Origin of the sequence: Streptomyces sp. WMMB 714 (assembly GCF_900090125.1) — a bacterium.
GTDB classification, from domain to species: domain Bacteria; phylum Actinomycetota; class Actinomycetes; order Streptomycetales; family Streptomycetaceae; genus Streptomyces; species Streptomyces daqingensis.
On the sequence record NZ_FMHJ01000016.1, the window covers coordinates 41,893 to 65,839 of the forward strand.

Genomic DNA, 23,947 nt, shown 5'->3' on the forward strand with positions numbered 1-23,947 from the left:
GCCCACCACCCCTCGGCCGTCGACTCCCGGACGTCCACCGCCGGGTCCGCCGTCGGCGGGTCCACCACCGGGGCGGACGGTGCCCGCGACTCCCCGCCCAGCGGAACCTCAGCCACCCTGGACCACCACCTTCCGCGTGGCCAGCGACTGCAGCGCACGTCCCGCCGCCAGCAGGACGAGCGCCCACACCGCCTGGAAGCCGTACGCGCCGAGCAGCGCGGCACCCTCGTATTCGCCGAGGAGGACGTCCGCCGGGACCTGGAGCGTGGCGGCCCACGGCAGCGCGCGGACGACCTCGCCGAACTCGCCCGGGAAGATCGTCAGCGGCAGCAGCATCCCGGAGAAGAACGAACTCAGCAGAGTGCCGAGCATGTTCAGCCCCGAACCGTCCAGCAGCCAGAACGTGCTCAGCGCCAGCAGGTAGCGCAGTCCGAAACCCGTGAGCAGCCCCAGCAGAACCGACCCGAGGAACGCCGCCCACCGCAACGGCGATACCGGCAGCGCCAGATCGAAGGCCAGCGCTCCCGCGGCGAGCGGCACCGCGCCCCGGCCGAGGAGCTGGAACGCCGCCCGCCCCAGATCCGCCGCCAGCCACCACGCCTGGAGGTCGACGGGCCGGTACAGGTCGACGGCCACGTCGCCGGTGCGGATGCGCTCCTGGAGCTCCTCCTGGAAGCCGCCGCCGATCAGCGACGCGGCGGCGAGAAGCGCCTGACCCGTCCACACGAAGGTGAGGGCCTGTGACTGGTCGTAACCGCCGAGGTGAGGCCGCTCACTCCACAGCGCGAGAAAGGTGTAGGAGAGAACGAAGCCGAAGACGGTGTTCGTGAAGACACCGGCCGCCGTCGCGATCCGGTAGGTGGCATATCTCCGGAAACTCCCGGCTGCCACGGCGAAATAGACGCCGTGAAGGCGCATCCTTTCGAAGCCTTTCTCCGTCTTCCCTTGTGTGACTTCCTCACGATTACGAAACGAGGGAGCCTAGCCCACCGGCACAGCGGGCAGCCAAGGATTATTCGCGTGCACGGTCCGCCGCGGGCGGCACGTACAGTGACGGAGCCGAGCGCTCCGCTGTACGACGGCCCCCGGTGAACGGCGCGATCGAGGTAGCAGTGTTCTATGGGGCGTACGAGGTGAATCGCCCGACATTGGACGAGGGGTCCCGGAAAACATGAGCGACGAGCCGAAGAGCGAGGGCGGGGAGAGCAGGCCCGGAACGGAGCCGGGCACCGCCGGCCCGGCAGAGGGCCCGGCAGACCGTTCCGCCGAGGATTCCGGAACCGGAACCGGAACCGGAACCGCCTCCGGCCCCGGCAGCGGCGCTGACGCATCCGGCGAGACGCCCGCCACGGGCGGGACGGCGGACGGCGCCGAGCCGGACGCTCAGCATCAGGACCCGGCTGCCGGTTCCTCCGACGGGACCGCTGCTGCCGATGAGCCGACTCCCGTCGACGGGGCCGCGGACGACGCGGACGCCGGTGGTGCGGAAGCCGCGGACGCGGGTGCGGGTGCGGAAGGCGGTGCGGACGCGGCCGACGGCGCTGAGGCCGATGGTGCGGACGCCGGTGCCGGTGCGGGCTCCGACGCTGCCGCCGACGCCCCCGCGAGCGACGACGCAGCCGCGAAGGGGGCCGAGCCCGGGCCCGCTCCCGACGCCGTCGATGCCGTGGTTCCCGCCGATGCCGCGGACACCGCCCAGGACGCGGCGGACGCTCCGGACACGGCCGCCGACGCGGCTCCCGCTCCGGAAACCGACGCCGACTCCACCCCGGCTGAGTCCGCCGGGGAGACCCCCGTCCCGGCGGAGCCCGCCACGGCCGCCTCCACCGCGGACGCCCCCGTCACCGACGCCCCTGCCGCCGATGCCCCCGCCGCGGACGTCTCCGAGGACGCCGCCCCCACCGCGGCCGCCCCTGCCGCCGATGCCCCCACCGCGGACGCCCCCGAGGACACCGCCGCTACGGCGGAGCCCGCCGCCGATGCCCCCACCGCGGCTCCCGTCCCCGGCCCCCGCCCCGAACGCGAAGTCCCCGTCCCCAGTTGGGCGGTCGCCGGGCCGCCGCCCGCCTCGGGCCCTGCCGCGCCCGCCTCCGGCCCTGCCGCGCCCGCTCCGGGCCCCTCCGCGCCCGCCGGGGCACCCGCCGCCCGCCAGGAACCCCCGCCGGACCGGGAGCCTGCTCCCGGGCATCAGCCCCGCGTCGCCCCCGAGGCCGCCGCGTCCGGCGGTGCCGTGGCCAGTGGCCGCAAACGCAGGACGGGGCTCCGCAGGCTCATCCCCACGTGGCGGTGGCTGCTGGGCGGGGTGATGCTCGTACTCACGCTCGTCATCGGCGTACTCGTGGCCGGATATCTGCTCGTGAGCATCCCCGAGCCCAACAAGGCGGCGGCAGCCCAGACCAACGTCTTCCTCTACTCCGACGGCAGCCAGATCGCGCGCGACGGTGAGATCAACCGGGAGAACATTCATCTCGCCCAGGTCCCCAAGGCCACCCAGGACGCCGTACTGGCCGCGGAGGACAGGGAGTTCTTCGAGGAATCCGCGGTCGACCCGAAAGCAATGATCCGCGCGGGCTGGAACATGCTTACCGGTGGCGGAAAACAGTCGGGTTCCACCATCACTCAGCAGTACGTGAAGAACTACTACCTCGATCAGGACCAGACCCTGACCCGTAAGGCGAAAGAGTTCTTCATCGCCCTGAAACTCGACAACGAGGTCAGCAAGAGCGACATCCTCGAGGGCTACCTCAACACCAGCTACTTCGGGCGAAACGCCTACGGAATCCAGGCCGCGGCACACGCGTACTACGGCAAGGACATCGCCGACATCACCCCCGCCGAGGGCGCCTACCTCGCCGCCCTCGTCAACTCGCCCAACGCCTACGACACCCAGGCCCACCCGGAGAACCGCAAGAGGGCCGTCGCCCGCTGGCACTACGTCGTCGACGGCATGGTCAAAACGGGACGGATGACACGGGGCGAGAGCGAGAAGCTGCAGTTCCCCGAACCCAGCCCCGCCCGCCCGTCCACAGGCATGTCGGGCCAGCGCGGCTACATCGTCGAAGCCGTCAAGAACTACCTCATCGGCAACGAGATCATCGACGAGCGGCGGCTCGCCGCGGGCGGCTTCCGCATCACCACCACCCTCGACCCCGAGCGGCAGAAGGCCATGGGCGACGCGGTCGAGAAGCGGCTGATGTCGAAGCTCGACAAGGACCGCAAGGTCGACAAGTACGTGCGTGCGGGCGGCACTTCGGTCGATCCGAAGACCGGGAAGATCGTCGCCATGTACGGCGGCATCGACTACACCGAGCAGTTCGTCAACAACGCCACCCGCCGCGACTACCAGGTCGGCTCCACCTTCAAGCCGTTCATCTTCACCTCCGCCGTCCAGAACGGATCCAGGACGCAGGACGGCCGCGCCATCAACGCCGGCACCGTCTACGACGGGACCAACAAGCGCGAAGTCGTCAGCGACGGCAACGGCACCGGCTACAAGCCGGAGAACGAGGACGAGAAGTCCTACGGACAGATCCCCGTCTCCGAAGCCATGAACAAGTCCGTCAACTCGGTGTTCGCGCAGATGGGCGTGGACGTCGGCCCGAAGACGGTCAAACGGACGGCCATCGACCTCGGCCTCCCCGAGAAGACCCCCAACATGCCCGAGGACGGATCCATCGCCCTCGGCGTCGCCACCGCCTCCACCACCGACATGGCGCAGGCGTACGCGACGCTGGCCAACCACGGCAAGCGGGGCCACTACAGCCTCGTGGAGAAGGCCACCCGGGGCGGCGAGGTCATCGAACTCCCCAGCCACGACCCCGTACGGGAAGTGCCGCGCAAGGCCGCGGACTCCACGACCGCCGTGCTGCGCAAGGTCGTCCAGGGCGGAACCGGCGTCGCCGCCCAGGCCGCGGGGCGTCCCGCGGCAGGCAAGACCGGCACCGCCGAGGAGGACAAGGCCGCGTGGTTCGCCGGATACACCCCCGAACTGGCCACCGTCATCAGCGTGATGGGCCAGGACTCCGAGACCGGTGAGCAGAAACCCCTCTACGGGGCGGCCGGCGTCCCCCGCGTCAACGGCGGCGGCTTCCCCGCCGAGATCTGGGGCGACTACACCAAAGCCGCGCTCGAAGGCGAACCCGTCCGCGACTTCGACCTCAAGACCGACGGCGGCGACGTACCCAGCGCCCCGCCGGGCGACCCCGGCACGTCCCAGCCGCCGGACGACCCCGGCACGTCCGGACCGCCCACCGACGGCCCCAGCGTGCCGCCGACCGACCCGGGCCCACCCACCACCCCGCCCAGCGAACCGCCCACAGGCCCCGGCACCCCGCCGACCGGCGGGCTCGAAGGCGGCAACACCCAGGGCAACCAGGGCGGCGTCGACGGCGGCGACACCCAGGGAGACCCGGGCGGCGGCAACGGCTGGCAGGGCGGCAACACAGTGGGCGGGCAGGCCGCGGCCCGCACCGAACCCTGGGAAGAGGAACCCGCCCGGACCGTGGACTGATCCTCGGGCCGGTTCCGGCCGCGCCGGCCGCCCGGCCCTTGCTCCTCCGCACGGCACGTGAACGGGCCGGCCGCACTCCACGCGGCCGGCCCGACTCCCTTGCTCCTCCGCACGGCACGTGAACGGGCCGGCCGCACTCCACGCGGCCGGCCCGACTCCCTTGCGCCGACTACAGATAGAGCCCCGTGGAGTCCTGGGACCCCTGCAACCGCTCGGCCGCCACCGCATGAAGGTCGCGCTCACGCATCAGCGTGTAGGCGACACCGCGGACCTCGACCTCCGCCATGTCCTCGGGGTCGTAGAGCACGCGGTCGCCCGGCTCCACAGTCCGCACGTTCTGGCCGACGGCGACCACCTCGGCCCAGGCCAGCCGGCGGCCCACAGCCGCCGTCGCGGGAATCACGATCCCGCCCGAGGACCGGCGCTCGCCCTCCTCGATGTCCGTACGCACCAGCACACGGTCGTGCAGCATGCGGATCGGGAGCTTGTCGTGTTCCGGCATGCGCGTCGTGGCCGCATCGGCTTTCGTGCCGGGGCCCGCATGTCCGGTAGGCGTCTCGGAACTCACGTGTAGACCGTATATCAGCGCTTCAGCCGCGCCGACGCCGAGCCGAGAGAGCGAACAGCCCCCCGACGAGCGTCACCGCGACGATCGCGACCGGCACGACGCGCTCCAGCCGCGGCGAACCCTTCTCGTCGACGAACGTCGCCCGCACGTCCGCCAAAGCCATGTTGACGGCCACGTAGGCACGCCCCGCCGTCCTGTCCACCGCCGCCGCGGCCTTCGCCTTGGCGTCCCCCGCGATCGTCCTGGGGTGCACGCGGACGGCGATCTCGTCAAGCGTCGCCGCGAGTTCGCGCCGCCTGTTGAGGATGTCCGCCTCGATGTCCGCGGGAGTCCTGGCATTCGACACCGCGTTGCCTCCGTCGCTCGTCCGTCTCTCGATCGGTCACTGGTCCGGCCAACACCGGCCGCGCCCGCGTCAGTCGGCCGCCGGGGGCCCGACGGACACGTACGACCTTCCGCGTTCCCCGAACCGGCCCGGCCGAACGGACGGGGCCAGGTGGACAGTCTGTCAGCTCACGCTGCCCCGTGCCCCGCGGCACCCCCGGCACCGGACTCCTCCGGCTACCCTCGGGGCGGACCAAGCAGACACAAGGAGCACAGATGAGTGAGCGACTGCAGCCCGGCGACACCGCCCCCGACTTCTCCCTCCCGGACGCCGACGGCAACCCGGTCTCGCTCGCCGACCGCAAGGGCCGCAAGGTCATCGTCTACTTCTACCCGGCCGCCCTGACTCCCGGCTGCACCAAGCAGGCCTGCGACTTCACCGACAACCTGGACGTCCTCGCCGCCGCCGGCTACGACGTCGTCGGCGTCTCGCCCGACAAGCCGGAGAAGCTCGCCAAGTTCCGGGACACGGAGAACCTGAAGGTCACGCTCGTCGGAGACCCGTCGAAGGAGACGATGGAGGCGTACGGAGCCTTCGGCGAGAAGAAGCTCTACGGCAAGACGGTCACGGGCGTCATCCGCTCCACCGTCGTCGTCGGCGAGGACGGCGCGGTCCTGCAGGCGTTCTACAACGTGAAGGCCACCGGGCACGTGGCGAAGCTGATCAAGGACCTGAAGATCTGACTCGGCCCGGTGCCGCCCGCCTGCCGTCCGGGGAGCGGCCCGTGACGGGGGCGAGCCGGGTAACGGTGATTGACCCGATAGACGTAACCGCGGGCGCCTCCCGTCGTTGATGTGTGCGAGGCCGCGACGGGTGTCCGCACGCGTGGGGGTGTGCGGACACCCGTCACGGCCGCCAGGGGCGGACGGACGGCAGCGGGGGCGGCGGTCGGTGGGGAAGTACACGAAGGAGCAGCTGGCCGAGGCGGTGGCCGCGGCATCGAGTTGGGCGGGCGTGATGCGCGCCCTGGGCCTCCCGGACAACGGGGGGCGCCGGAGGAGCCTGCAGAGAGCCGTTGCCCAGCACGGCATGGACACCGGGCACTTCGCGCGCCGCACTCCGTGGCGGAAGTACACCGACGAGGCGATCGCGGAAGCGGTGGCCTCGTCGACGGTGCTCCGGGAGGTCGCCGGGAAGCTGGGGGCCAGGCCCTCCACGGGAACGCTCTCCCATATCCGGCGCCGGATCGCCGCGTCCGGCGTGGACGCCGGCCACATCCCGGCGCTCAGCAGACGCCGCATCGAGGTGCCCTTCTCCGAGGAAGAGATCCGGTCGGCGGCCGGGGCCGTGCGGAGCTTCCGCGAGCTGGCCCGCCGGCTCGGAGTGCCCGAGGACGGACGTTCCCGGGCGGCGCTGGGGCGGACGGTCCGGGCCCTCGGCCTCGACACCTCGCACTTCTCCCACTCCCGCGTGGCGATCCCGGAGGAGGAGCTGCGCAGGGCCGTCGCACGGAGCCGCAACTACGCGGACGTGCTGCGTGCCATGGGCATGCGCGTCGACGAGGTGAACCGCCGGCGGGTACGGCGGAGCACCGCCCGACTCGGCCTCGACACCGGCCACTTCGAATCCCGCAGCCGCCGGACGGTGCCGCGTCCGCCGCAGCCGCGCCGGATCGCGCGGGACGTGCTGCGCATCCGCCCGGAGGGCATGCCCCGCGTCAACCACGAACGGCTCCGCCGTGCGCTCGACGAGGTCGGGGTGGTCTACGCGTGCGCTCAGTGCGGCAACCCCGGCGAGTGGGCGGGTGCCCGTCTGACCTTGCAGATCGACCACATCAACGGCGAGTGGCGCGACAACCGCCGGGAGAACCTGCGCTACCTCTGCCCCAACTGCCACGCGATCACGGAGACGTGGTGCGGGCGCAACCGCCGCCGGGGCTCGCAGCCGGCAGAGGCTCCGCGGCAGTAGGATGTCCGGCGCAGCGCGAGTGCCGGAACTGGCAGACGGGTCGGTTTTAGGTACCGATGCCCTAGGGCGTGAGGGTTCGAGTCCCTCCTCGCGCACAGCGGGCCCCACTCCCTTCGCGGAGTGGGGTTTTTCCGTGCCGGGCACCGCCTCTCCCGCTCATCGGGGGCTGTCCGCGCTGCTGCGCGGGCGTCACCCCAGCAGTTCGCGAACCACCGGGGCCAGGGCGCGGAAGGCGCGGCCGCGGTGGCTGATGGCGTTCTTCTCCTCGGGGGTGAGTTCGGCGCAGGTACGGGTCTCGGCGTCGGGCTGCAGGATCGGGTCGTAGCCGAAGCCGCCCGTTCCTGCGGGGGTGTGCCGCAGGGTGCCGGTGAGGCGGCCTTCGGTGACGTGTTCGGTGCCGTCGGGCAGGGCGAGGGCCGCGGCGCAGGCGAAGTACGCGCCCCGGTGCTCGTCCGTGATGTCGGAGATCTGGGCGAGGAGAAGGTCGAGGTTGGCTTTGTCGTCGCCGTGCCGTCCGGCCCAGCGGGCGGAGAAGATGCCGGGAGCGCCGCCGAGGACGTCGACGCAGAGGCCGGAGTCGTCGGCGACGGCGGGGAGCGCGGTGACCCGGGCGAGGGTGCGGGCTTTGAGGAGAGCGTTCTCGGCGAAGGTCACGCCGGTCTCCTTGACGTCGGGGATCTCCGGGTAGGCGTCCGCTCCCACGAGTTCGAGGTCGAGTCCTTCGGCGGTGAGGATCGCCTGGAGTTCGGTGACCTTGTGGGGGTTCCGGGTGGCGAGGACGAGGCGGCGGGGGCGCGGGTCGGTGCTGCTGCTCATGTGCTTGATTATCCAGGGCTGCGGTGGGGCCGGTCCGCGGTGGGAGGGGTCAGGTGTGCGCCCGGCGTCGGCGGCTCGGCGACTCGGCGGCTTCGGGCTCTCGGCGGGTGCGTGGCGTGGCGGGCCGGGCGGCGGTGGCTTGCGGCGGTGGTTTGCGGCGGCGACGCGCTATTGTCGTACGGGCAGGCCGAGTTCGCGTCGGCCTGCGGACCGGACCGGCCGGTGTGCGGGGCGTGCGGATGAGAGGGGGCTGAGCGTGGTCTACCGGACTGTGAGCGCTTGGCGCATGCATCTCTCCGCGCTGCTGCTCTCCCTCGTGGGTTACCTGTTCACCGAGGCCGGCCTGAGCACCGCGCTGACCGCCGCCGCGACGGCCGCGGCCGTGATGCTGGTGTGCCGGACTCTCGTGGGCGCCGCGGTCCTCTCCGCGCCGCGGGTGCCACCGGGCCGGGTGCGTACGGCGATCCGGGACCGGGAGCGGCGTACGGCGTTCCTGCCGCAGCGTGATCCGGACGCTGCGGGGCGTCCGCGTCCCCGGGCGCCGGGCGGCCGGGTTCCGACGGCCGCGTAACGCGCTCTTCTCCTCAATGTGTCCGGCTGCCCGGCAGCTTCTTCGCGCAGTGGCCCCCGGGGCCTTTGTGGCGCCGGGAGGCTGTCGCTGACGCTCTCCGGCGGTGGGTTGTCCGTCGGCTGACCGTTCCGGCTGCCCTGCCGGTCCGTAGGCCCGTCAGTCGGCGTCGGCGCCGACTGACCTGCTGCTGCCTCACGTTGAGCCTTCCGCGTGTCTGCGCGGCTCGTCACACCGATCTCTTCCGCCGGCCCTTGCTGGGCCGGTGTGTGACCCGGTCCGGTACGACGAGACCCCGTGGAGGGCTCAGCATGTCTTTCTTCAGTTCTGTCGTGGCGCAACTGTCCGGAGGCCTCGCACCGTTCTTCGGTGCTTCCGCGACGGCTGCCGCCATCGTGGTGTTCACGCTGTGCGTGCGTCTGGCGCTGCATCCGCTGGCGCGGGCGGCGGTCCGGGGCGAGCGGGTGCGGGCGCGGCTCGCCCCGCAGCTGGCGGAGCTGCGGGGCAAGCACGGGGGCGACCCGGAGCGTCTGCGGCGCGCGGTGGGGGAGTTGCAGGCGAGGGAGGGGACTTCGCCGGTGGCGGGCTGCCTGCCGATGCTGTTGCAGCTGCCTGTCTTCTTCGCGATGTACTACCTCTTCACCCGGGACGGTGAGTTGCTCGGGGAGACCCTGCTGGGTGCTCCGCTGGGCGGGCGCTGGCCGGACGCTCTGGACGCGGGCGGTCTGCTCGGTGCGCAGGGTCTGGTGTACGTGGGGCTGTTCGTCCTGGTCGCGGCGGTGTCGACGTGGACGTATGTGCGTACGCGCAGGCTGGCGGCGGAGGCGGCCGGCAGCGGCGGGGGGTCGGATTCCGCGACGGCCGGACGGCGTGCGGTTCCGGGCCGGTCCGGGCAGGCGGTGCCCGAGGTGCCGGGTGCGGCGGCCATGGGGCGGCTGCTTCCGCTGCTGTCCTTCGGGACGCTGATCACGGTGGCGGTGGTGCCGCTCGCCGCGGCGCTGTACGTGGTGACAAGCACGACGTGGACGGCTGTGGAGCGTGCGGCGCTGGGGGCGGGGAGGCAGCCGGGCGGTCCGGCGGGCGGCCGGACGCCGGAGCGGCCGGCGGGACGGTCTTCGGAACGGTCGCCGGGGCGCACCGGGGGACGCCGCTCGCGGGGGGCTTCGGCCGTGCGGCGGTCCACTACGTGAACACCGGGTTGTGGATCTGAACTCCGTCTTGGAGGATCGGCCGCTCCTTTTGCGACAGACCGGCGCCGCGTGGCTGGTTGCCGTGCGGCGCCGTGGAAGTGCTCAACTCCGGGAGTAGATCGTGAAGCTGCTGCGGGTCGGACCGGCGGGTGCCGAGCGCCCGGCGCTGCTGGACGAGTCGGGTGTCCTCCGGGACCTGTCGGCTGTCGTCGGCGACATCGACGGCGTGTTGCTCGGCGACGGCGCGGCGTTCGGGCGTGTACGCGAGGCGGCGGGCTCCGCCGGTGAGCTGCCCGCGGTGGAGCCGTCGGGGCTGCGGGTCGGCCCGCCGGTGGCCGGGATCGGCAAGGTCGTGTGCATCGGGCTGAACTACCACGATCACGCTCGGGAGACGGGCGGTGCGGTTCCGGAGGAGCCGATCCTGTTCATGAAGGCTCCGGACACCGTGGTCGGTGCGTACGACGACGTGCTGGTGCCGCGGGGCAGCCGCAAGACCGACTGGGAGGTGGAGCTGGCGGTGGTGATCGGCCGCACGGCCCGTTATCTCTCGTCGGACGAGGAGGCGTCGGCGGCGGTGGCGGGGTACGCGGTCTCCAACGACGTCTCGGAGCGCGCGTTCCAGCTGGAGCGCGGCGGGCAGTGGGACAAGGGCAAGAACTGCGAGACGTTCAATCCGCTGGGGCCCTGGCTGGTGACGGCGGACGAGGTCGCCGATCCTCAGGCGCTGGGGCTGAGGCTGTGGGTGAACGGCGAGCTGAAGCAGGACGGCACCACGGCCGAGCAGATCTTCCCGATCGCCGAAGTGGTGCGTTATCTCAGCCAGTTCATGACGCTGCGGCCCGGTGACGTCATCAACACGGGTACGCCCGCGGGTGTGGCCATGGGTGCGCCGGAACCGAAGCCGTATCTGCGGGCGGGGGACGTGGTGGAGCTGGAGATCGACGGACTGGGGCGTCAGCGCCAGGAGTTGCGGGACGCCTGAGGCCCGGAGGTCCGTCCCGCCCCGAGGCCGTGTCCAGAGTCCGTCACGTCCCAGGTCCGTCCCGCCCGGCGGCGGCCCGGGCTCTCCCGTCGCGCTGCGCACTGCCCTGTGCGGTGTGCGGTGTGCGTCCCGTGCCCGGACCGCCCTGCGCTCAGGCGAGGTCGGCCGTGACGACGCGCGCCTCGAGTGCCGAGGTCCGTGCGGCTTCCAGTACCCGGATCGTCGCGACGGCCTCGTGCGCCGTGACCGGCGGCGGTGTGCCCTCGCGCAGGGCGGTGACGATTCCGGCGTAGTACGCGGGGTAGTCGCCGTCGAGCGTGGGGACGGGCCGCCGCGCCTCGAGATCCCCCAGCGTTCCCCAGGCGGCCTCCGGTTCCACGCCCCAGCGTTGGCCGGGCACGGGCCGGGCGCCTTCCCGCAGGGCGGCTTCCTGCGGGTCGAGTCCGTTCTTCACGTATGCGGCCTCGCTGCCCAGTACGCGGAAGCGCGGCCCGAGTTGGGCGGCGACGGCGCTCACCCACAGGTGGGAGCGGACGCCGTCGGCGTGGGTGAGTGCGATGAACGTGTCGTCGTCCGCTTCGGCGCCGGTGCGCCGGACGTCGGACTCGGCGTAGACCGAGGTGGCCGGTCCGAAGAGCGTCAGTGCCTGGTCGACGAGGTGGCTGCCCAAGTCGTAGAGGAGACCGCCTGCTTCGGCGGGGTCGCCGGACTCCCGCCAGCCGCCCTTGAGTTCGGGCCGCCAGCGTTCGTAGCGGGACTCGAAGCGCCGGACCTCGCCGCCCAGCGCCCCGTCGGCGAGGAGCGCGCGGACCGTGCGGAAGTCGTTGTCCCAGCGGCGGTTGTGGAACGCGGAGAGCATCAGGCCGCGTTCGGCGGCGAGGGAGGCCAGCTGCTGCGCCTCCGCGACGGTCCCGGCAAGGGGCTTGTCGACGACGACGGGGAGGCCGGCTTCCAGTGCCTGCCGCGCCAGCGTGTAGTGCGTGCGGTTGGGGGAGGCGACGACGACGAGGTCGAGAGCACCGGCGCGGGCGAAGAGTTCACGGGTCGTGGCGAGCGTACGCATGGAGGAGCCGTGCTCGGCGTGCACCTGCGCGCGCCGTTCGGGGTTCGCGGTGACGACGGTGTCCAGCGCGAGTCCCTCGGTGGAGGCGATGAGGGGTGCGTGGAACACGGAGCCCGCGAGGCCGTAGCCGATGAGCCCGACGCGGAGGGGAGGGGGAGCGGCTTCTTCCGTACGGTCCATGCGGACACTTTCGCAACGCGGTTGCGTAAGTGCAAGCCGCGCGCACAATGACCTCATGACCAGTGAACCCGCCATGAACGGCGGAAGCGAACTCGTCGTGCCGTACGGGACGAGCGCCGCCCGCGTCCTGGGTCTGCTGCGCATCGCGGGGCAGGAGGGTGCAAGCCGCAGCGAACTGGCCGTGCGCTCGGGGCTGACGCCGCAGGCCGTCAGCAAGATCACTGCGCGTCTGCGGTCGCACGGGCTGGTCACCGAGGCGGGCAGGCGTGCCTCGACCGGTGGCAAGCCGAGCACGGTTCTCAGGCTCGCCCCCGGTGCGCGGCACGCGGTGGGCATACATCTGGACCGGGACCATCTGCTGGCCGTGCTCGTCGACCTGTCGGGCAGCGTCGTCGCGGGACGCACGGCTCCCCTCGACCTGGGTGCGGGAGCGGAGACGGTGCTCGACGCTGTCGAGTCCGCCGTGTACGGCCTCATCGGCGCGGGTCTGCCGGCGCTCGGGGCGGGCGCCGCCGAGCGCCCCGCCGCGAGCGCGGAGGAGGTCGCGGGCGGTGAGCTGTGGCAGCAGGCGTCGGCGGGCGAGGTGTGGGCCGCTCCGCGCCCGCCGGGACGCGACGCCCGGACGCCGGACGGGGAGGAGTCCGGCCGCGAGCGGCTGCGGGCCGTTTCGGAGGAGGGGGAGCTGTGGACCGATACGGGGCGGGAGGCGCGTGCGGAGGGCCGGCGGGAGCAGGGGCCGGCGGCCGGTGCCGGTACCGGAGCGGTGGCCGAGCGGCCCCCGGGAGAGACGGCCGGCGAGGCCGCGGTGGCCGACGCGGACGCGGACGCGGAAGCCGACCAGCCCGCCTCCGGCACCGTCTCCGATGTCGTCTCCGGCACCCCTTCCCGCACTGCCCCCGGCACCCTTGATGCTGCCGAAGCCGAGGCCGAAGCCCCCGATGACGACGGCGCCGCTGCCACGGGTGCCGGCGGGCGCTGGGGAAGCGTCCTCGGCGTGGGGGTGGCCGCTCCCGGCCCGCTGGACCATTCCCGCGGCGTGCTGCGGCACGTCACCGGCTTCCCGGAATGGGCCGGCTATCCGCTCCGCGACGAGCTCGCGCGGCGGCTGGGCATGCCGGTCGTCGTCGACAAGGACACCAACGCGGCCGCCCTGGGACTGGCGCTGCGCGGCAAGGAGACCCTCGCCTACCTCCACCTCGGCACGGGGCTCGGCGCCGGACTCGTCCTGGACGGCAGGCTGCACCGGGGCAGGCGCACCGGCGCCGGCGAGTTCGGCCACCAGGTGCTGCGCCTCGACGGGCCTCCGTGCCGGTGCGGCAGGCGCGGATGCGCGGAGGCCCTCTGCCTGGAGGCGGTACGGCGGGGCGACACGGCCGAGGCGGCGCGCATTCTCGGGGTGGCCGCCGCCAACCTTGTCGAGCTGCTCGACCTGGACCGGTTGCTGCTGGGCGGGCGTACGGTCCTGGCCGAGCCCCAGGCGTACCTCGACGGTGTGGCGGCGGAGCTGCGCGGCGTGCGGGGCGGCGGAGCCCGTGCCCCGGGCGGCCGCCCGGGGGCGGGTGCCGGGCCGGGGCCGGGCCGTGCGGGCGACGTACCGGTGGAGCTCGTCCCGGAGGGGGCGCGCACGGTCGCGGACGGTGCCGCGCAGCTGGTCCTGGCTCCCCTCTTCGGCCGGGCTCCCGCGCTGTCCCGGCCGTACCCGGGCCCCGGGGAAGCCGTAGGCTGAACGTGGCCGCGCCCGGTCGTACCGCGTGCCCGGCCCGGCACCACGACAGGCAGAACCCGACTCCGTCAGGAGCAGCAGGTGGCAGAGCGCAAGCCGATCGAGTCATGGCTGACCGACATGGACGGCGTGCTGATGCACGAAGGCGTCCCGGTGCCCGGCGCCGAGGCGTTCCTGAAGCGGCTGAAGGAGTCCGGGCGGCCCTTCCTCGTCCTGACGAACAACTCGATCTACACGCCGCGCGATCTGCACGCCCGGCTGGGCCGGATCGGCCTGGACGTGCCGACGGAGAACATCTGGACGTCGGCTCTGGCGACCGCGCAGTTCCTCGACGACCAGCGTCCCGGCGGCACGGCCTACGCCATCGGCGAGGCGGGGCTGACGACGGCACTGCACGACATCGGCTACGTCCTCTCGGACGCGGAGCCCGACTACGTGGTGCTGGGCGAGACCCGCACGTACAGCTTCGAGTCGCTGACGAAGGCGATCCGGCTGATCAACGAGGGCGCCCGCTTCATCGCCACCAACCCCGACGAGACGGGCCCTTCGGCGGAGGGCGCGCTGCCCGCCACCGGGTCGGTCGCCGCCCTCATCACCAAGGCCACCGGCCAGGAGCCGTACTTCGTCGGGAAGCCCAACCCGCTGATGATGCGCGCCGGTCTGAACGCCATCGGGGCGCACTCCGAGACCTCCGCGATGATCGGCGACCGGATGGACACCGATGTAAGGGCGGGCATGGAAGCGGGACTTGAGACGTTCCTCGTGCTGACGGGCCTCACCCGGCCGCACGAGATCGACCGCTTCCCCTACCGGGCGTCGAAGGTCGTGGACTCGATCGCGGATCTCGTCGACCGGATCTGAACGGCCGTTCCGCTTCCGGCGGACGGGGCCCGGAACAGCCGGGTAACGTCGGGCCGGGAGGCCCGCGAGCCCTGGGGGCGCTGTGACACGATGGGCGATCCGGTCGTGAATCTCCGCGGGCCCGCGACGGCAGCCGAGGACCGAAGCTGCGTTGCCGGAGCCGTCCGAGTACGCCCAGTACGAGGATGTCCTCCGCCCTGTGATGCACCGCATCCGACGCCGCGGCCCGTCCGCGGAGATCCGGACGACAGACCCTAGGGGGAGTGGGATGTACGGCAGCGACAGTGAACGTCCGCGGCCCGGAGCCCGTACGGCCGGAGGCGGCGCACGGCGCACCGCCGCCCGTTCCCGGCTCGCTGCCGGCGGGGCGTGCGTCCTCGCGGCGGCGCTGCTGTCCGGCTGCTCCTCCGACCCGGGTTCCGGGAAGGGCGGCGACTCGGCGGGCGGCGGCGGTCAGGGCCAGCGGCCGAAGTCGGTTACGCCCTACTGGGTGGACCCTCGGAGCAACGCGGCGCGGCAGGCCGACGCCTACCGCGAGGACGGCAAGGCCCGGCAGGCCGAGCAGATGCGGAAGATCGCCGAGCAGCCCGTCGCCGAGTGGATCGGCACGGAGGATCCGGGCGGTCAGACGCGCAAGGTGGTGGGGGCCGCCGCGAAGGCGGACCGTGAGGCGCTGCTGGTGCTGTACAACCTGCCGCACCGCGACTGCGGCCAGTACTCCAAGGGCGGTGCGCCGGACGCGGGCGCCTACCGCGCCTGGCTGGACCAGGTGGTCAAGGGCATCGGGAAGCGTGCGGCCACGGTGATCGTCGAACCGGACGCGATTCCGCACGTGTTGATGGAGGGGTGCACTCCCGAGCAGTTCCAGCCGGAGCGCTTCCGGCTCCTCAACGAGGCGGTGGGCAAGCTGAAGAGCCTGCCGCGTACCAAGGTCTACCTGGACGCCGGCAACCCCGACTGGGTGAGGGATCCGGGCGGACTCGTCGAGCCGATGAAACGTGCCGGCATCGACAAGGCCGACGGCTTCTCGCTCAACGTCTCCAACTACCAGACGACGGAGTCGAACGCGGCCTACGGCAGGAAGTTCTCGCCGATGGTCGGCAACAAGCCGTTCGTCATCGACACCAGCCGCAACGGCAACGGGCCGGTCGCGGGCGCCGGCGCCGACGAGGAGGCGTGGTGCAACCCGCCGGGCCGTGCGCTGGGGGAGGCGCCGACGGCGGAGACCGGTGACAAGCTGATCGACGGCTACCTGTGGATCAAGCGGCCCGGCGAGTCGGACGGCGAGTGCAAGGGCGGCCCCAAGGCGGGCCAGTGGTGGCCGGAGTACGCACTCGGTCTGGTGCGCAACAAGCGCTGACCTGCGCGGTCCGGAACCGGGCCGGCCCCTGCTGCCTTCTCGTACTTCCGGCCCGCACCGTCGAACGGTGCGGGCCGGAAGTGTGCGGTCCTCGGGTGAGGCGTCAGCCTTGAGGGGCGGCCGCCTCGGTCTCGTCCGCTCCCTTCGCCGCACTGCTGCGGTCGCCTCGGACGTGCGCGAGGAACGAGTCGAGCTCCCGCTTGACCACCGGCGCGAGCAGGTACAGGCCGATGATGTTGAAGACGGCCAGCATGAACAGGAACGCGTCCGCCATGCTGATCAGGGACTCCAGGGACAGCAGCGCGCCCGCCACGGCGAACAGGCTGTAGACGATCTTGAAGAGGGTCTCGCTGGTCCTGCTCTTCCCGAAGAGGTAGCACCATGCCTTGAGGCCGTAGTAGCCCCAGGTCAGCACAGTGGAGAAGGCGAACAGCAGCACCGCGATCGTCAGCACGTTCGGGAACCAGGGCAGGACTGACGCGAACGCGTCGGAGGTGACAGTCACGCCCTCGACCTCCTCGCCCGCGGAGGTAAAGCTGTCCGGCTTCGCGATGACGATGGTCAGGGCGGTCATGGTGCACACGATGACCGTGTCGATGAACGGCTCGAGCAGAGCGACGAGGCCCTCGCTGGCGGGGTGCTTCGTCTTCACGGCGGAGTGCGCGATGGGCGCGGAGCCGAGCCCCGCCTCGTTGGAGAAGGCGGCGCGCTGGAACCCGATGATCAGGGCACCGATGATGCCGCCCGCGACGCCTTCGGGTGCGAAGGCGCCCTCGAAGATGTCGACGAACGCGCTGGGGACCTGACCGACGTTCCACAGGATGACCGTCAGGCAGGCCAGGACGTAGATGATGGCCATCGCCGGTACGAGGCGGCTGGTGACGGAGGCGATGGACTTGATGCCGCCGATGAGCACGACACCGACCAGCGTGGCGAGCAGTACACCGAAGAAGAGGGCGCCTGCCGAGGAGCCGAACCAGCTGTCCTCGCCGCCTGTGGTGGAGGTGAGCTGGGCGTAGCTCTGGTTGATCTGGAAGAGGTTGCCGCCGAAGAGGCCGAAGAAGAGGATCATGACGGAGGCGAGGCCCGCGAGAACCGATCCGAAGATCTTTCCGTTGCGGCCGAAGCGCTCGGCGAGACCCTTGGGCAGGTAATGCATCGGGCCGCCGGAGACAGTGCCGTCGGCGTGCTCCTCCCGGTACTTCACGCCGAGGGTGACCTCTACGAACTTGGTGGCCATGCCGAGGAGCCCGCAGAGGATCATCCAGAAGGTGGCGCCGGCGCCGCCGATGCTGACGGCGACCCCGACTCCGGCGATGTTGCCGAGGCCGACCGTGCCGGAAACCGCTGCTGTGAGCGCCTGGAAGTGATTGACCTCGCCCGGTGAATCGCTCTCGTCGTGCTTTCCGCGTACGACCTGGACGGCGAGCTTGAACTTGCGGAACTGCACCACGCCGAACCACATGGTGAAGACCAGTCCGGCGACGACGAGCCAGGCCACGATGAGCGGCAGCTCGGCGCCGGCCACGGGCACAGCGTAGAAGACCAGTTCACTCAGCCAGGTTGCGACCGGATCGAACAGATCGTTCACGGCCTTGTCGAAGTCTTGCGTCATGGAGTCGAGCGACATGGGCCACCTTCGGCAGTGGAGCGGCTTGGAAATCCCGACCGGTGACGCCCGCCCTTCGGCCGGTCACGGCGGCCGTCAGCGACTGTCGGTAAGGCTTGGTGAGCTGACGGTAAAGGCGCAGCAAAGTCGGATCGCCAGTTCATATCACGGACAGCGACCGGGGCAAGTGATGTGGATCGCAGAGGACGCGCGACCTGGGGGACGTGCCCGGACCGTTACCGCAGCTTGAGGGTCCTCTGAGGAAGGCATGCCGGAGCCCCGCCGCGGATGCGCCGCGACGGGGCTCGGACAGCTCCGGCAGATCCGGCAGATCCTGGACCGGGTGACCGGACGGCCGGGTGACCGGAGGACCGGTCGACCGGACCGCCGGACGGCTACGGCGAGACCGGCGTCGTCGTCGGCGTCTGGGCCGCAGCGGTCCTGGGGACCTTCAGCCACACCGACTTCGACGGGACCCCCTTGCCGTCCACGGCCGTCACCATCCACCAGCCGGGCGGCACGAGCGAGGGATCCCCGGGGATCTCGGCGGTGACACCGTCGGCGGTCCGCTTGAAGTCGAGCGCCACGGAGGACTGCTCGACGTTGGTGACGTGCGTGAAGGAGCTCGGCCGGATGAGCCGCAGCTTCTTGATCTTGGCCGCGTCCTCGGACTTGAAGGAGACCGAACCGCCCAGCCGCACGGTCCTGGCGTTCTGCTCCGCCAGACCCGCGTGCTTCAACTCCGGCCGCTCGCCCTTCTGGTGGAGGTAGGACGGCGTGTAGATGTCGATCTGCTGCTCGAACTCGCCGGGCTTGGTGTTGGCCTCGTCGGAGAAGAGCGAGTCCGAGCCGAACGTCATCACGCGCCCGTCGGGCAGGAGCAGCGCGCCCGAGTGGTAGTTGCGGCCGACGAGGGGGTCGGCGACGCTCTTCTTCGTGTCGGTCTTCGGGTCGTAGACCTCGGCCTTGAGGACGTTGCTCTCGCTGCGTCCCCGGTAGTCGCCGGAGCCGTTGGTCGTCAGCACGGTGTCGTCGGGCAGGACGACGCTGCTGGGGTAGCGGGCCTTGGCGTACAGGTCCGGCCCGTTGCGGAAGCGCGGGGAGTCCTCGCGCAGGTCCACGATGCGGGTCTTCTCGGTGGCCTTCTTCGACTCGCCGACGCCGCCGCCGCCGAGCACCATGAACTTGCGGCTCTGGCTGGGCGGCAGCGGTACGGACATGGCGGTCTCGAGGGCATCCGGGTCGCTCATGCCGGGGATCTTGCGGAACCCGTTGGTCTCCAGGTCCCACAGGCCGGGCGTACGGCCCTTGTCGGCGGGTCCGTAGCCGGCGTTGGCTCCGGAGTAGAAGATCTTGTTGTCGGACGTCAGGTGCAGCGCCGGGTAGGTGGGGAAGAAGCGCTTCCGGGGCAGGAACTCCCACTTCTTGGTCCGGGGGTCGTAGATCTCGTTCTTGCCGGGGACGACCTGCCCGATGTCGTCGAGCCCGGAGACCGAGAGGACCTTGCCGTCCTCCAGCGTGGTCAGCGTCGGGTACCACCGCGCCTCGTGCATGGGGTCGACCTTGATGTAGCGCTCGGCCACCGGGTCGAACTCGTAGGTGTCCTTGATCCCCTGGAAGTCCTTCTTGTCGAAGGAGAGCTTCTGCGCGATGCCGTAGATGTTCCTGCGGTCGGCGCCGCGCAGGCCGTGGATGCGGTAGTTGTCCTCGGTCCCGGTCTGGTACTGCTTCCCCCTCCTGGCCGCCTCCACGTAGACGCGGGCGACGCTCGGGGTGACCTTGACCTGCCCGGTGACCGGGTCGGCCTTCTTCTTCGCGCGCGGCACGAGGACGTTGTCCTTGGCCTCGAACGTCTTGCCGTTCTCGCGTCCGGTGAAGAGCGTCCCCGCCTTGAGGGTCTTGGCCCGGTCCGGGTTCTCGTTGTGGACGATCATGAGGCCGCCGGCCTTCTTCACGTCGCCGCCGAGCTTCTCGTACCGGCGTGTGCCGCCCGCCACCAGCAGCTTCCCGTCGGGCAGCTGGGTGTGGCCCGCGCAGAACAGGTCGTTGGGCGTGGAGATGTTCTTGAAGGTGTTCTTCACCGGGTCCCACAGCACGGTGCGGAACGTCTTCGCCTTGAACTGCTTGGCGTCGTTGCCCGATCCCGCCACCAGCAGCACCTTGCCGGTGTGCAGCAGCGCGGCGTGGATCGTGTTGATGCGGTACTTCTTCGGGACGTCGACGGTCTTCCAGTGCCCGTTCTCGGCTTTGTACTCCGGCTTGTTGATCGTGTAGTCGTGGTATCGCTCCGAGGCGAGGTCGTAGAGCACGGGCCCGTTGAATCCCGCGATCACCATGACCACGGCCGCGCCTATCGCCGTACGGCGCGTGCGCCGGCTCGGTCGGTACTTCATCTTTCACGTCCCCCAGGGGCGGTGTGCAGTGGTACGGGCTGCGTCGGCGTCCGGTCCGGTGCGGCGGGCGGCGGGACCGGGCCGCCCTGCCGGTGCCGGTGCCGGCGCTGCTTCCGCTTCTTCTTCTCGGCGCGCACCGTGACGCGCCAGCCGATGATCGGCGCCGCCGTGATCAGGAGCGCCAGCGCGGCCCACGTGATCATGGCCGGGTGGTCGTGGCCGAGGTAGAAGGAGCCGCCCAGCGAGCCGCCGAAGACGACGATGAAGAAGAGGTGGATGCGGAAGGTGCCGAAGAGGGTGTCCGGGCTCGCCGAGTCGCCCTTCGGCGTCACCACGAACTTGCTCTTGCGCCGCAGCACCGTGTCGAAGAGGGAGCGTGCGTAGATCGGTGCGGACAGCGCGGACATGAGCATTCCCGCGAGCCCGCCGGAGCCTTCGGGCTCGTGCGGGGAGACGTTGTGCCGCCGGTTCCAGATGTACAGGCCGATCTGGAGCGCGGACGCGTTGCCGTACAGCGCCATCCAGACCGTCGGGTCGATCTGCACGCCCGAGGCGCCGAGACCCAGGAAGAGCGCACAACTCAGCGCTGCCAGGATCCAGTTGAGCGCCGAGATCGGGTAGAAGATCATCAGCATCGTGTAGTTGAAGAGCTTCCCCGGCGGCAGCGTGAAGACGCCGCGCCAGTACTGCTTGAGGATCGTCTCGTACGTGCCGCGCGACCAGCGCAGCTGCTGGGTGAAGAAGTCGGTCCACGCGTTGGGGCCCTCACCGACGGCGAGTACGTCCGGGGTGTAGACCGAGCGCCACTTGCGGCCCGTCTCGGGGTTCCTGGCCCGGTGCATCTCGAAACCGGTGGCCATGTCCTCGGTGATGGAGTCGTACAGCCCGCCGATGCCCTTGATGGCCTTGATCCGCACCGCGTTGCTGGTGCCGACGAACATGGGCGCGTCGTAGCGGTTCCCGGCACGCTGGATGAGGGCGTGGAAGAGGAACTGCTGGCTCTCGGCGGCCTTGGTGACGAAGTTGTCGTAGTTGCCGTACACCTGCGGGCCGATGACGAACCCGACGTCCGGGTCACGGAAGTAACCGAGCATCCGCTCCAGGTAGTTGGGCAGCGGCACGTGGTCGGTGTCGACGGAGGCGAAGTAGTCGTAGTTGTCGCCGTGGGCGGCGAGCCAGGCGTTGTAGTTGCCGTGCTTGGTCTTCGCCCGGTGCGGGCCCTTCTTCTTGTTCCAGCGGGCCACGCCCTTGCGGGTGAAGTGGTGCACGCCCAGCCGGCGGCAGACCTCCTTCACCTCCGGGTCGTCGCCCTCGTCCAGCAGCCAGATGTGCAGCAGGCCCCTGTGGCGGATCTTCACGGCCGCCTCGAGCGTCTTCGTCACCATCTCGATCGGTTCCTTGCCGGGAACGAAGGAGGTGAGGAAGGCGACGCGGGTGCCGGACTCGGGCACCACGGGTATCGGGTCCCGCGCGACGAGCGTCGCGTGCGCGTTGGAGAGGACGTTGAGCGTACGGAAGAGCTCGATCAGGCCGATCGAGACCAGCATGACGATGTCGAGCTTGAGGACGAGGTCCGAGACGGCGCCGTCGTCGCGCTGCGTCCAGTGCTGCGGCTGCATCAGCCAGAACAGCAGCCCCGCCGAGAGCAGCGGTGCGAGACCGAGCAGGAAGGCCGCCCTGAACCGGTGCGGCTCGTCGGCCAGCAGGCTCCGGTACTTGACGCGGTACGGCTTGTCCGCGGCGGGCTGGGTCAGCGGCCCGGCGAGCCGGCTGTAGTGCTCGTAGTCGTAGCGCGGCAGCTCCTTGGGAGCCCAGCGCAGCCCGCGGCCGAGGGTGTCGCGGGCCTTCTGCCCGATGTTGCGGGGTATGCGCAGCTGCGTCGTCCGCGTCGGGTCGTCGTCGGCCGAGTGCCCTGGCTCCGGCTGCCCGCCGCCGTCCCTCGTAGAGGTCATGGGTCCGTCCCCCTGAACGCAGCAGTCTGCGTGTGCTCGTGCTTCCCGCGTCCTTTCCCGCGGCCCCGGGCGCGGCAGGCGTCGGCTGCTTCGTACTGAGACTGCGAGCGGACGGCCGCCGGTTCCATGTGACCGGTTTCCGGTTCGCCGTCCGAACGGATCTTCGGCCCGGCCGCAGACGAGCCGGTCTCCGGTGCCCCAGGTGCCGGTGGGCCTTTCGCGGGCGGTCGGAGACCTGCGTAGGTTCTCCGACTCCTTGGCCGAACGCAAGGGCGAAAAAGGAAAGTTCGTCCCCGTGTGATGGGATTCGACGCGATCTCTGTGACGGAGGTGTCACCGAAGTGGGCGGGTTGTGTGGCCGGGAGGGGACGGAATGTAGCGTTCACGTGTCCGCCGGCAGGCACACCGGGCGCGGCGTCGGGCGGCCGTACCGCCTCGGTCTCCGGGCAACTCGCCAGGCTCCCGGGCCCGGTTCGGCCGGACCCGCGCGGCAGCAGCCTACGCTGTCCGCCGCGCCGCCCGTCCCGGACCCGGACCCGGTGCCGGGTACGCGAAGGCGACGGTGAACTCCTCGCCGCCCCGGCCTGCTCCGGCGTCCTCGCCCCGGCCTGCTCCCGCGTCCTCGCCCCGGCCTGCTCCGGCGTCCTCGCCGCCGTGCACGGCGAAGTCCAGCAGCCGTTCGCCCTCCGCGGCCAGCGCCCGCTCCTCGTCGGCTGTGAGACGGCGGCCCAGAGGCGTCACCGTCAGCACCGCCACCCGCTTCCGGGGCTGCTGGACCTTCCACGTCCCCCGCACCATGCCGTCGACCAGGATCGTGCCGGGTACCTGCCCGTTGCGGCTCGCGATGGCGGCGCGCTCCTCGTCGCCGATGACGCGCGTGCGGTCCGCGTGGGAGAGGACGAGGTTGTCGTACTCGGCCACGAACCGTACGGGCAGCGGCAGTTCGGGATCGGGCCGCGGGGCCTCGGGCAGATCGAACAGCTCCCGTCCCGCTTCGCTGAGGAAGACCCGCAGCTGCGGACGCAGCCTCTCGAAGACCTCACCGAGGCGGGTGAGCCCCGACCAGGTCTGGGCGTCCAGGACGGAGGCCGGCCCGTACGCCCCCAGGTAGCGCAGCACCACCGACTCGACGTCGGGCTCCGGTGAGACGGGGCGTCCCAGCCATGACTCGATCGTGTCGTAGGTGGGTTGCCCCGAGGCACCCCACAGCCCGCGCGGTGGGATCTGCACCACGTCGCACAGGGCGCGCGGCGCCTGCGCCAGCGCGTCGGCGTCCCGGCCGGGCCACCGCTCGCCGAGCAGCCGGGCCAGTTCGCGTGCCGTGCGGGGCTGCTGCCGCAGGAGCTCCAGGCCCGCCTCGGCGACCTCCCACATGTCCAGGCCCTCGAGCCGTCTGCGGTAGTTGCTGCGCATCAGACGCTCGTAGATCCCCGTCGTGAGCGGGCGCAGCTGAAGGCAGTCGGCGGCGCTGACCAGGTGGACGGTGCCGCGCATGACGCCGGCCCGTACGGCCTCGCGCTCCCGCAGCAGCGCGGACATCTCCTCCGCGCGGAATCCGGCGAGCCGCGACCAGAGGGCGAAGTAGGGCGGCCGTGGTGCCTGCGCCTGCAGCCCGACCAGATGCTCGACGGCTTCGAGTGCGCTCATCTGCGAGCGCTCCGCGAGGAGTTGGCGTGCGACGAGCGCACGGCCCAGGGCCCTGGGGGTGAGGGTGACCGGGTGCATGGGGGGAGTCTGGCGGATCGTCCACGGGGGCGCCACGCGGTGTGGCCCGTACGGACGCAGGCCGGGGGCCGTTCCGCACGCAGCGCCCGCCGGGAGGCGGATCGGCCTGCCCGCCGGGAAGCGGACCGGCCCGGCCGCTGTGGGGCGCGGCCGG

The 23,947-nt window shown here is 71.5% G+C and carries 18 protein-coding genes and 1 tRNA gene; 10 read left to right on the forward strand and 9 right to left on the reverse strand.

Features of this window, described 5'->3' with window-relative positions; all coding sequences use genetic code 11:
* Positions 1-108: 108 nt before the first annotated feature.
* Positions 109-918: an ABC transporter permease gene (locus H181DRAFT_RS24925; protein WP_045866684.1), complete on the reverse strand. Its 810-nt coding sequence runs from the start codon at positions 916-918 to the stop codon at positions 109-111.
* Between the two features lie 1,312 nt (positions 919-2,230).
* Between H181DRAFT_RS24925 and H181DRAFT_RS24930 the strand changes: the two genes are divergently transcribed.
* Entirely contained in the window at positions 2,231-4,510 is a 2,280-nt protein-coding gene (locus H181DRAFT_RS24930) for a transglycosylase domain-containing protein (protein ID WP_254666967.1), read from the forward strand.
* A 169-nt stretch (positions 4,511-4,679) separates the two neighbouring features.
* Here H181DRAFT_RS24930 and H181DRAFT_RS24935 read toward each other — a convergent pair whose 3' ends face one another.
* Positions 4,680-5,012 (reverse strand): GroES family chaperonin, encoded by a 333-nt coding sequence (locus tag H181DRAFT_RS24935; protein WP_045866686.1) that lies wholly within the window; start codon positions 5,010-5,012, stop codon positions 4,680-4,682.
* Positions 5,013-5,100: 88 nt separating this feature from the next.
* Positions 5,101-5,424, reverse strand: a complete 324-nt coding sequence (locus H181DRAFT_RS24940) for a DUF3618 domain-containing protein (protein WP_045866687.1) — start codon at positions 5,422-5,424, stop codon at positions 5,101-5,103.
* A gap of 254 nt (positions 5,425-5,678) precedes the next feature.
* Between H181DRAFT_RS24940 and bcp the strand changes: the two genes are divergently transcribed.
* The 3 genes from bcp (at position 5,679) to H181DRAFT_RS24955 (ending at position 7,466) form a co-directional block, all read left to right on the forward strand.
* Positions 5,679-6,146, forward strand: coding sequence for a thioredoxin-dependent thiol peroxidase (gene bcp / locus H181DRAFT_RS24945; RefSeq protein ID WP_045866688.1), 468 nt, complete (start codon positions 5,679-5,681; stop codon positions 6,144-6,146).
* A 208-nt stretch (positions 6,147-6,354) separates the two neighbouring features.
* Complete coding sequence (locus H181DRAFT_RS24950; RefSeq protein WP_045866689.1) at positions 6,355-7,371, forward strand: HNH endonuclease signature motif containing protein; 1,017 nt, start codon at positions 6,355-6,357, stop codon at positions 7,369-7,371.
* 13 nt (positions 7,372-7,384) lie between these two features.
* A tRNA-Leu gene (locus H181DRAFT_RS24955) sits at positions 7,385-7,466 on the forward strand.
* Positions 7,467-7,560: 94 nt separating this feature from the next.
* Here H181DRAFT_RS24955 and rdgB read toward each other — a convergent pair.
* A complete protein-coding gene (gene rdgB, locus H181DRAFT_RS24960) occupies positions 7,561-8,187 on the reverse strand; it encodes an RdgB/HAM1 family non-canonical purine NTP pyrophosphatase (RefSeq protein WP_045866690.1) in 627 nt (208 codons plus the stop codon).
* A 286-nt stretch (positions 8,188-8,473) separates the two neighbouring features.
* On the opposite strand from rdgB, the gene H181DRAFT_RS24965 reads away from it, so the two are divergent.
* The 3 genes from H181DRAFT_RS24965 to H181DRAFT_RS24975 all read left to right on the forward strand — a co-directional run bounded on the left by H181DRAFT_RS24965 (position 8,474) and on the right by H181DRAFT_RS24975 (position 10,927).
* Positions 8,474-8,758: a DUF6412 domain-containing protein gene (locus tag H181DRAFT_RS24965; RefSeq protein ID WP_045866691.1), complete on the forward strand. Its 285-nt coding sequence runs from the start codon at positions 8,474-8,476 to the stop codon at positions 8,756-8,758.
* A gap of 308 nt (positions 8,759-9,066) precedes the next feature.
* Positions 9,067-9,945, forward strand: coding sequence for a YidC/Oxa1 family membrane protein insertase (locus H181DRAFT_RS24970; protein ID WP_078895955.1), 879 nt, complete (start codon positions 9,067-9,069; stop codon positions 9,943-9,945).
* Between the two features lie 121 nt (positions 9,946-10,066).
* Positions 10,067-10,927, forward strand: a complete 861-nt coding sequence (locus H181DRAFT_RS24975; protein ID WP_045866692.1) for a fumarylacetoacetate hydrolase family protein — start codon at positions 10,067-10,069, stop codon at positions 10,925-10,927.
* 151 nt (positions 10,928-11,078) lie between these two features.
* On the opposite strand, the gene H181DRAFT_RS24980 is transcribed toward H181DRAFT_RS24975, so the two are convergent.
* Positions 11,079-12,170, reverse strand: coding sequence for a Gfo/Idh/MocA family protein (locus H181DRAFT_RS24980; RefSeq protein ID WP_045866693.1), 1,092 nt, complete (start codon positions 12,168-12,170; stop codon positions 11,079-11,081).
* A gap of 55 nt (positions 12,171-12,225) precedes the next feature.
* On the opposite strand from H181DRAFT_RS24980, the gene H181DRAFT_RS30075 reads away from it, so the two are divergent.
* The 3 genes from H181DRAFT_RS30075 to H181DRAFT_RS25000 all read left to right on the forward strand — a co-directional run bounded on the left by H181DRAFT_RS30075 (position 12,226) and on the right by H181DRAFT_RS25000 (position 16,114).
* Positions 12,226-13,896 (forward strand): ROK family transcriptional regulator, encoded by a 1,671-nt coding sequence (locus H181DRAFT_RS30075; RefSeq protein ID WP_254666963.1) that lies wholly within the window; start codon positions 12,226-12,228, stop codon positions 13,894-13,896.
* A 78-nt stretch (positions 13,897-13,974) separates the two neighbouring features.
* The gene (locus H181DRAFT_RS24995; RefSeq protein ID WP_045866695.1) at positions 13,975-14,754 is read left to right on the forward strand and encodes an HAD-IIA family hydrolase; all 780 of its coding nucleotides are present in this window, start codon (positions 13,975-13,977) and stop codon (positions 14,752-14,754) included.
* A 268-nt stretch (positions 14,755-15,022) separates the two neighbouring features.
* Positions 15,023-16,114, forward strand: coding sequence for a glycoside hydrolase family 6 protein (locus tag H181DRAFT_RS25000; protein WP_045866696.1), 1,092 nt, complete (start codon positions 15,023-15,025; stop codon positions 16,112-16,114).
* Positions 16,115-16,217: 103 nt separating this feature from the next.
* Here H181DRAFT_RS25000 and H181DRAFT_RS25005 read toward each other — a convergent pair whose 3' ends face one another.
* The 4 genes from H181DRAFT_RS25005 to H181DRAFT_RS25020 all read right to left on the reverse strand — a co-directional run bounded on the left by H181DRAFT_RS25005 (position 16,218) and on the right by H181DRAFT_RS25020 (position 23,793).
* The gene (locus H181DRAFT_RS25005) at positions 16,218-17,744 is read right to left on the reverse strand and encodes an alanine/glycine:cation symporter family protein (RefSeq protein ID WP_045866697.1); all 1,527 of its coding nucleotides are present in this window, start codon (positions 17,742-17,744) and stop codon (positions 16,218-16,220) included.
* A 374-nt stretch (positions 17,745-18,118) separates the two neighbouring features.
* Complete coding sequence (locus H181DRAFT_RS25010) at positions 18,119-20,116, reverse strand: radical copper oxidase GlxA (protein WP_045866698.1); 1,998 nt, start codon at positions 20,114-20,116, stop codon at positions 18,119-18,121.
* A complete protein-coding gene (locus H181DRAFT_RS25015; protein WP_045866699.1) occupies positions 20,113-22,068 on the reverse strand; it encodes a glycosyltransferase family 2 protein in 1,956 nt (651 codons plus the stop codon). The genes H181DRAFT_RS25010 and H181DRAFT_RS25015 overlap by 4 nt, the downstream gene beginning before the upstream one ends.
* A 498-nt stretch (positions 22,069-22,566) precedes the next feature.
* Positions 22,567-23,793: a winged helix DNA-binding domain-containing protein gene (locus H181DRAFT_RS25020; RefSeq protein WP_074468039.1), complete on the reverse strand. Its 1,227-nt coding sequence runs from the start codon at positions 23,791-23,793 to the stop codon at positions 22,567-22,569.
* Between the last annotated feature and the right edge of the window lie 154 nt (positions 23,794-23,947).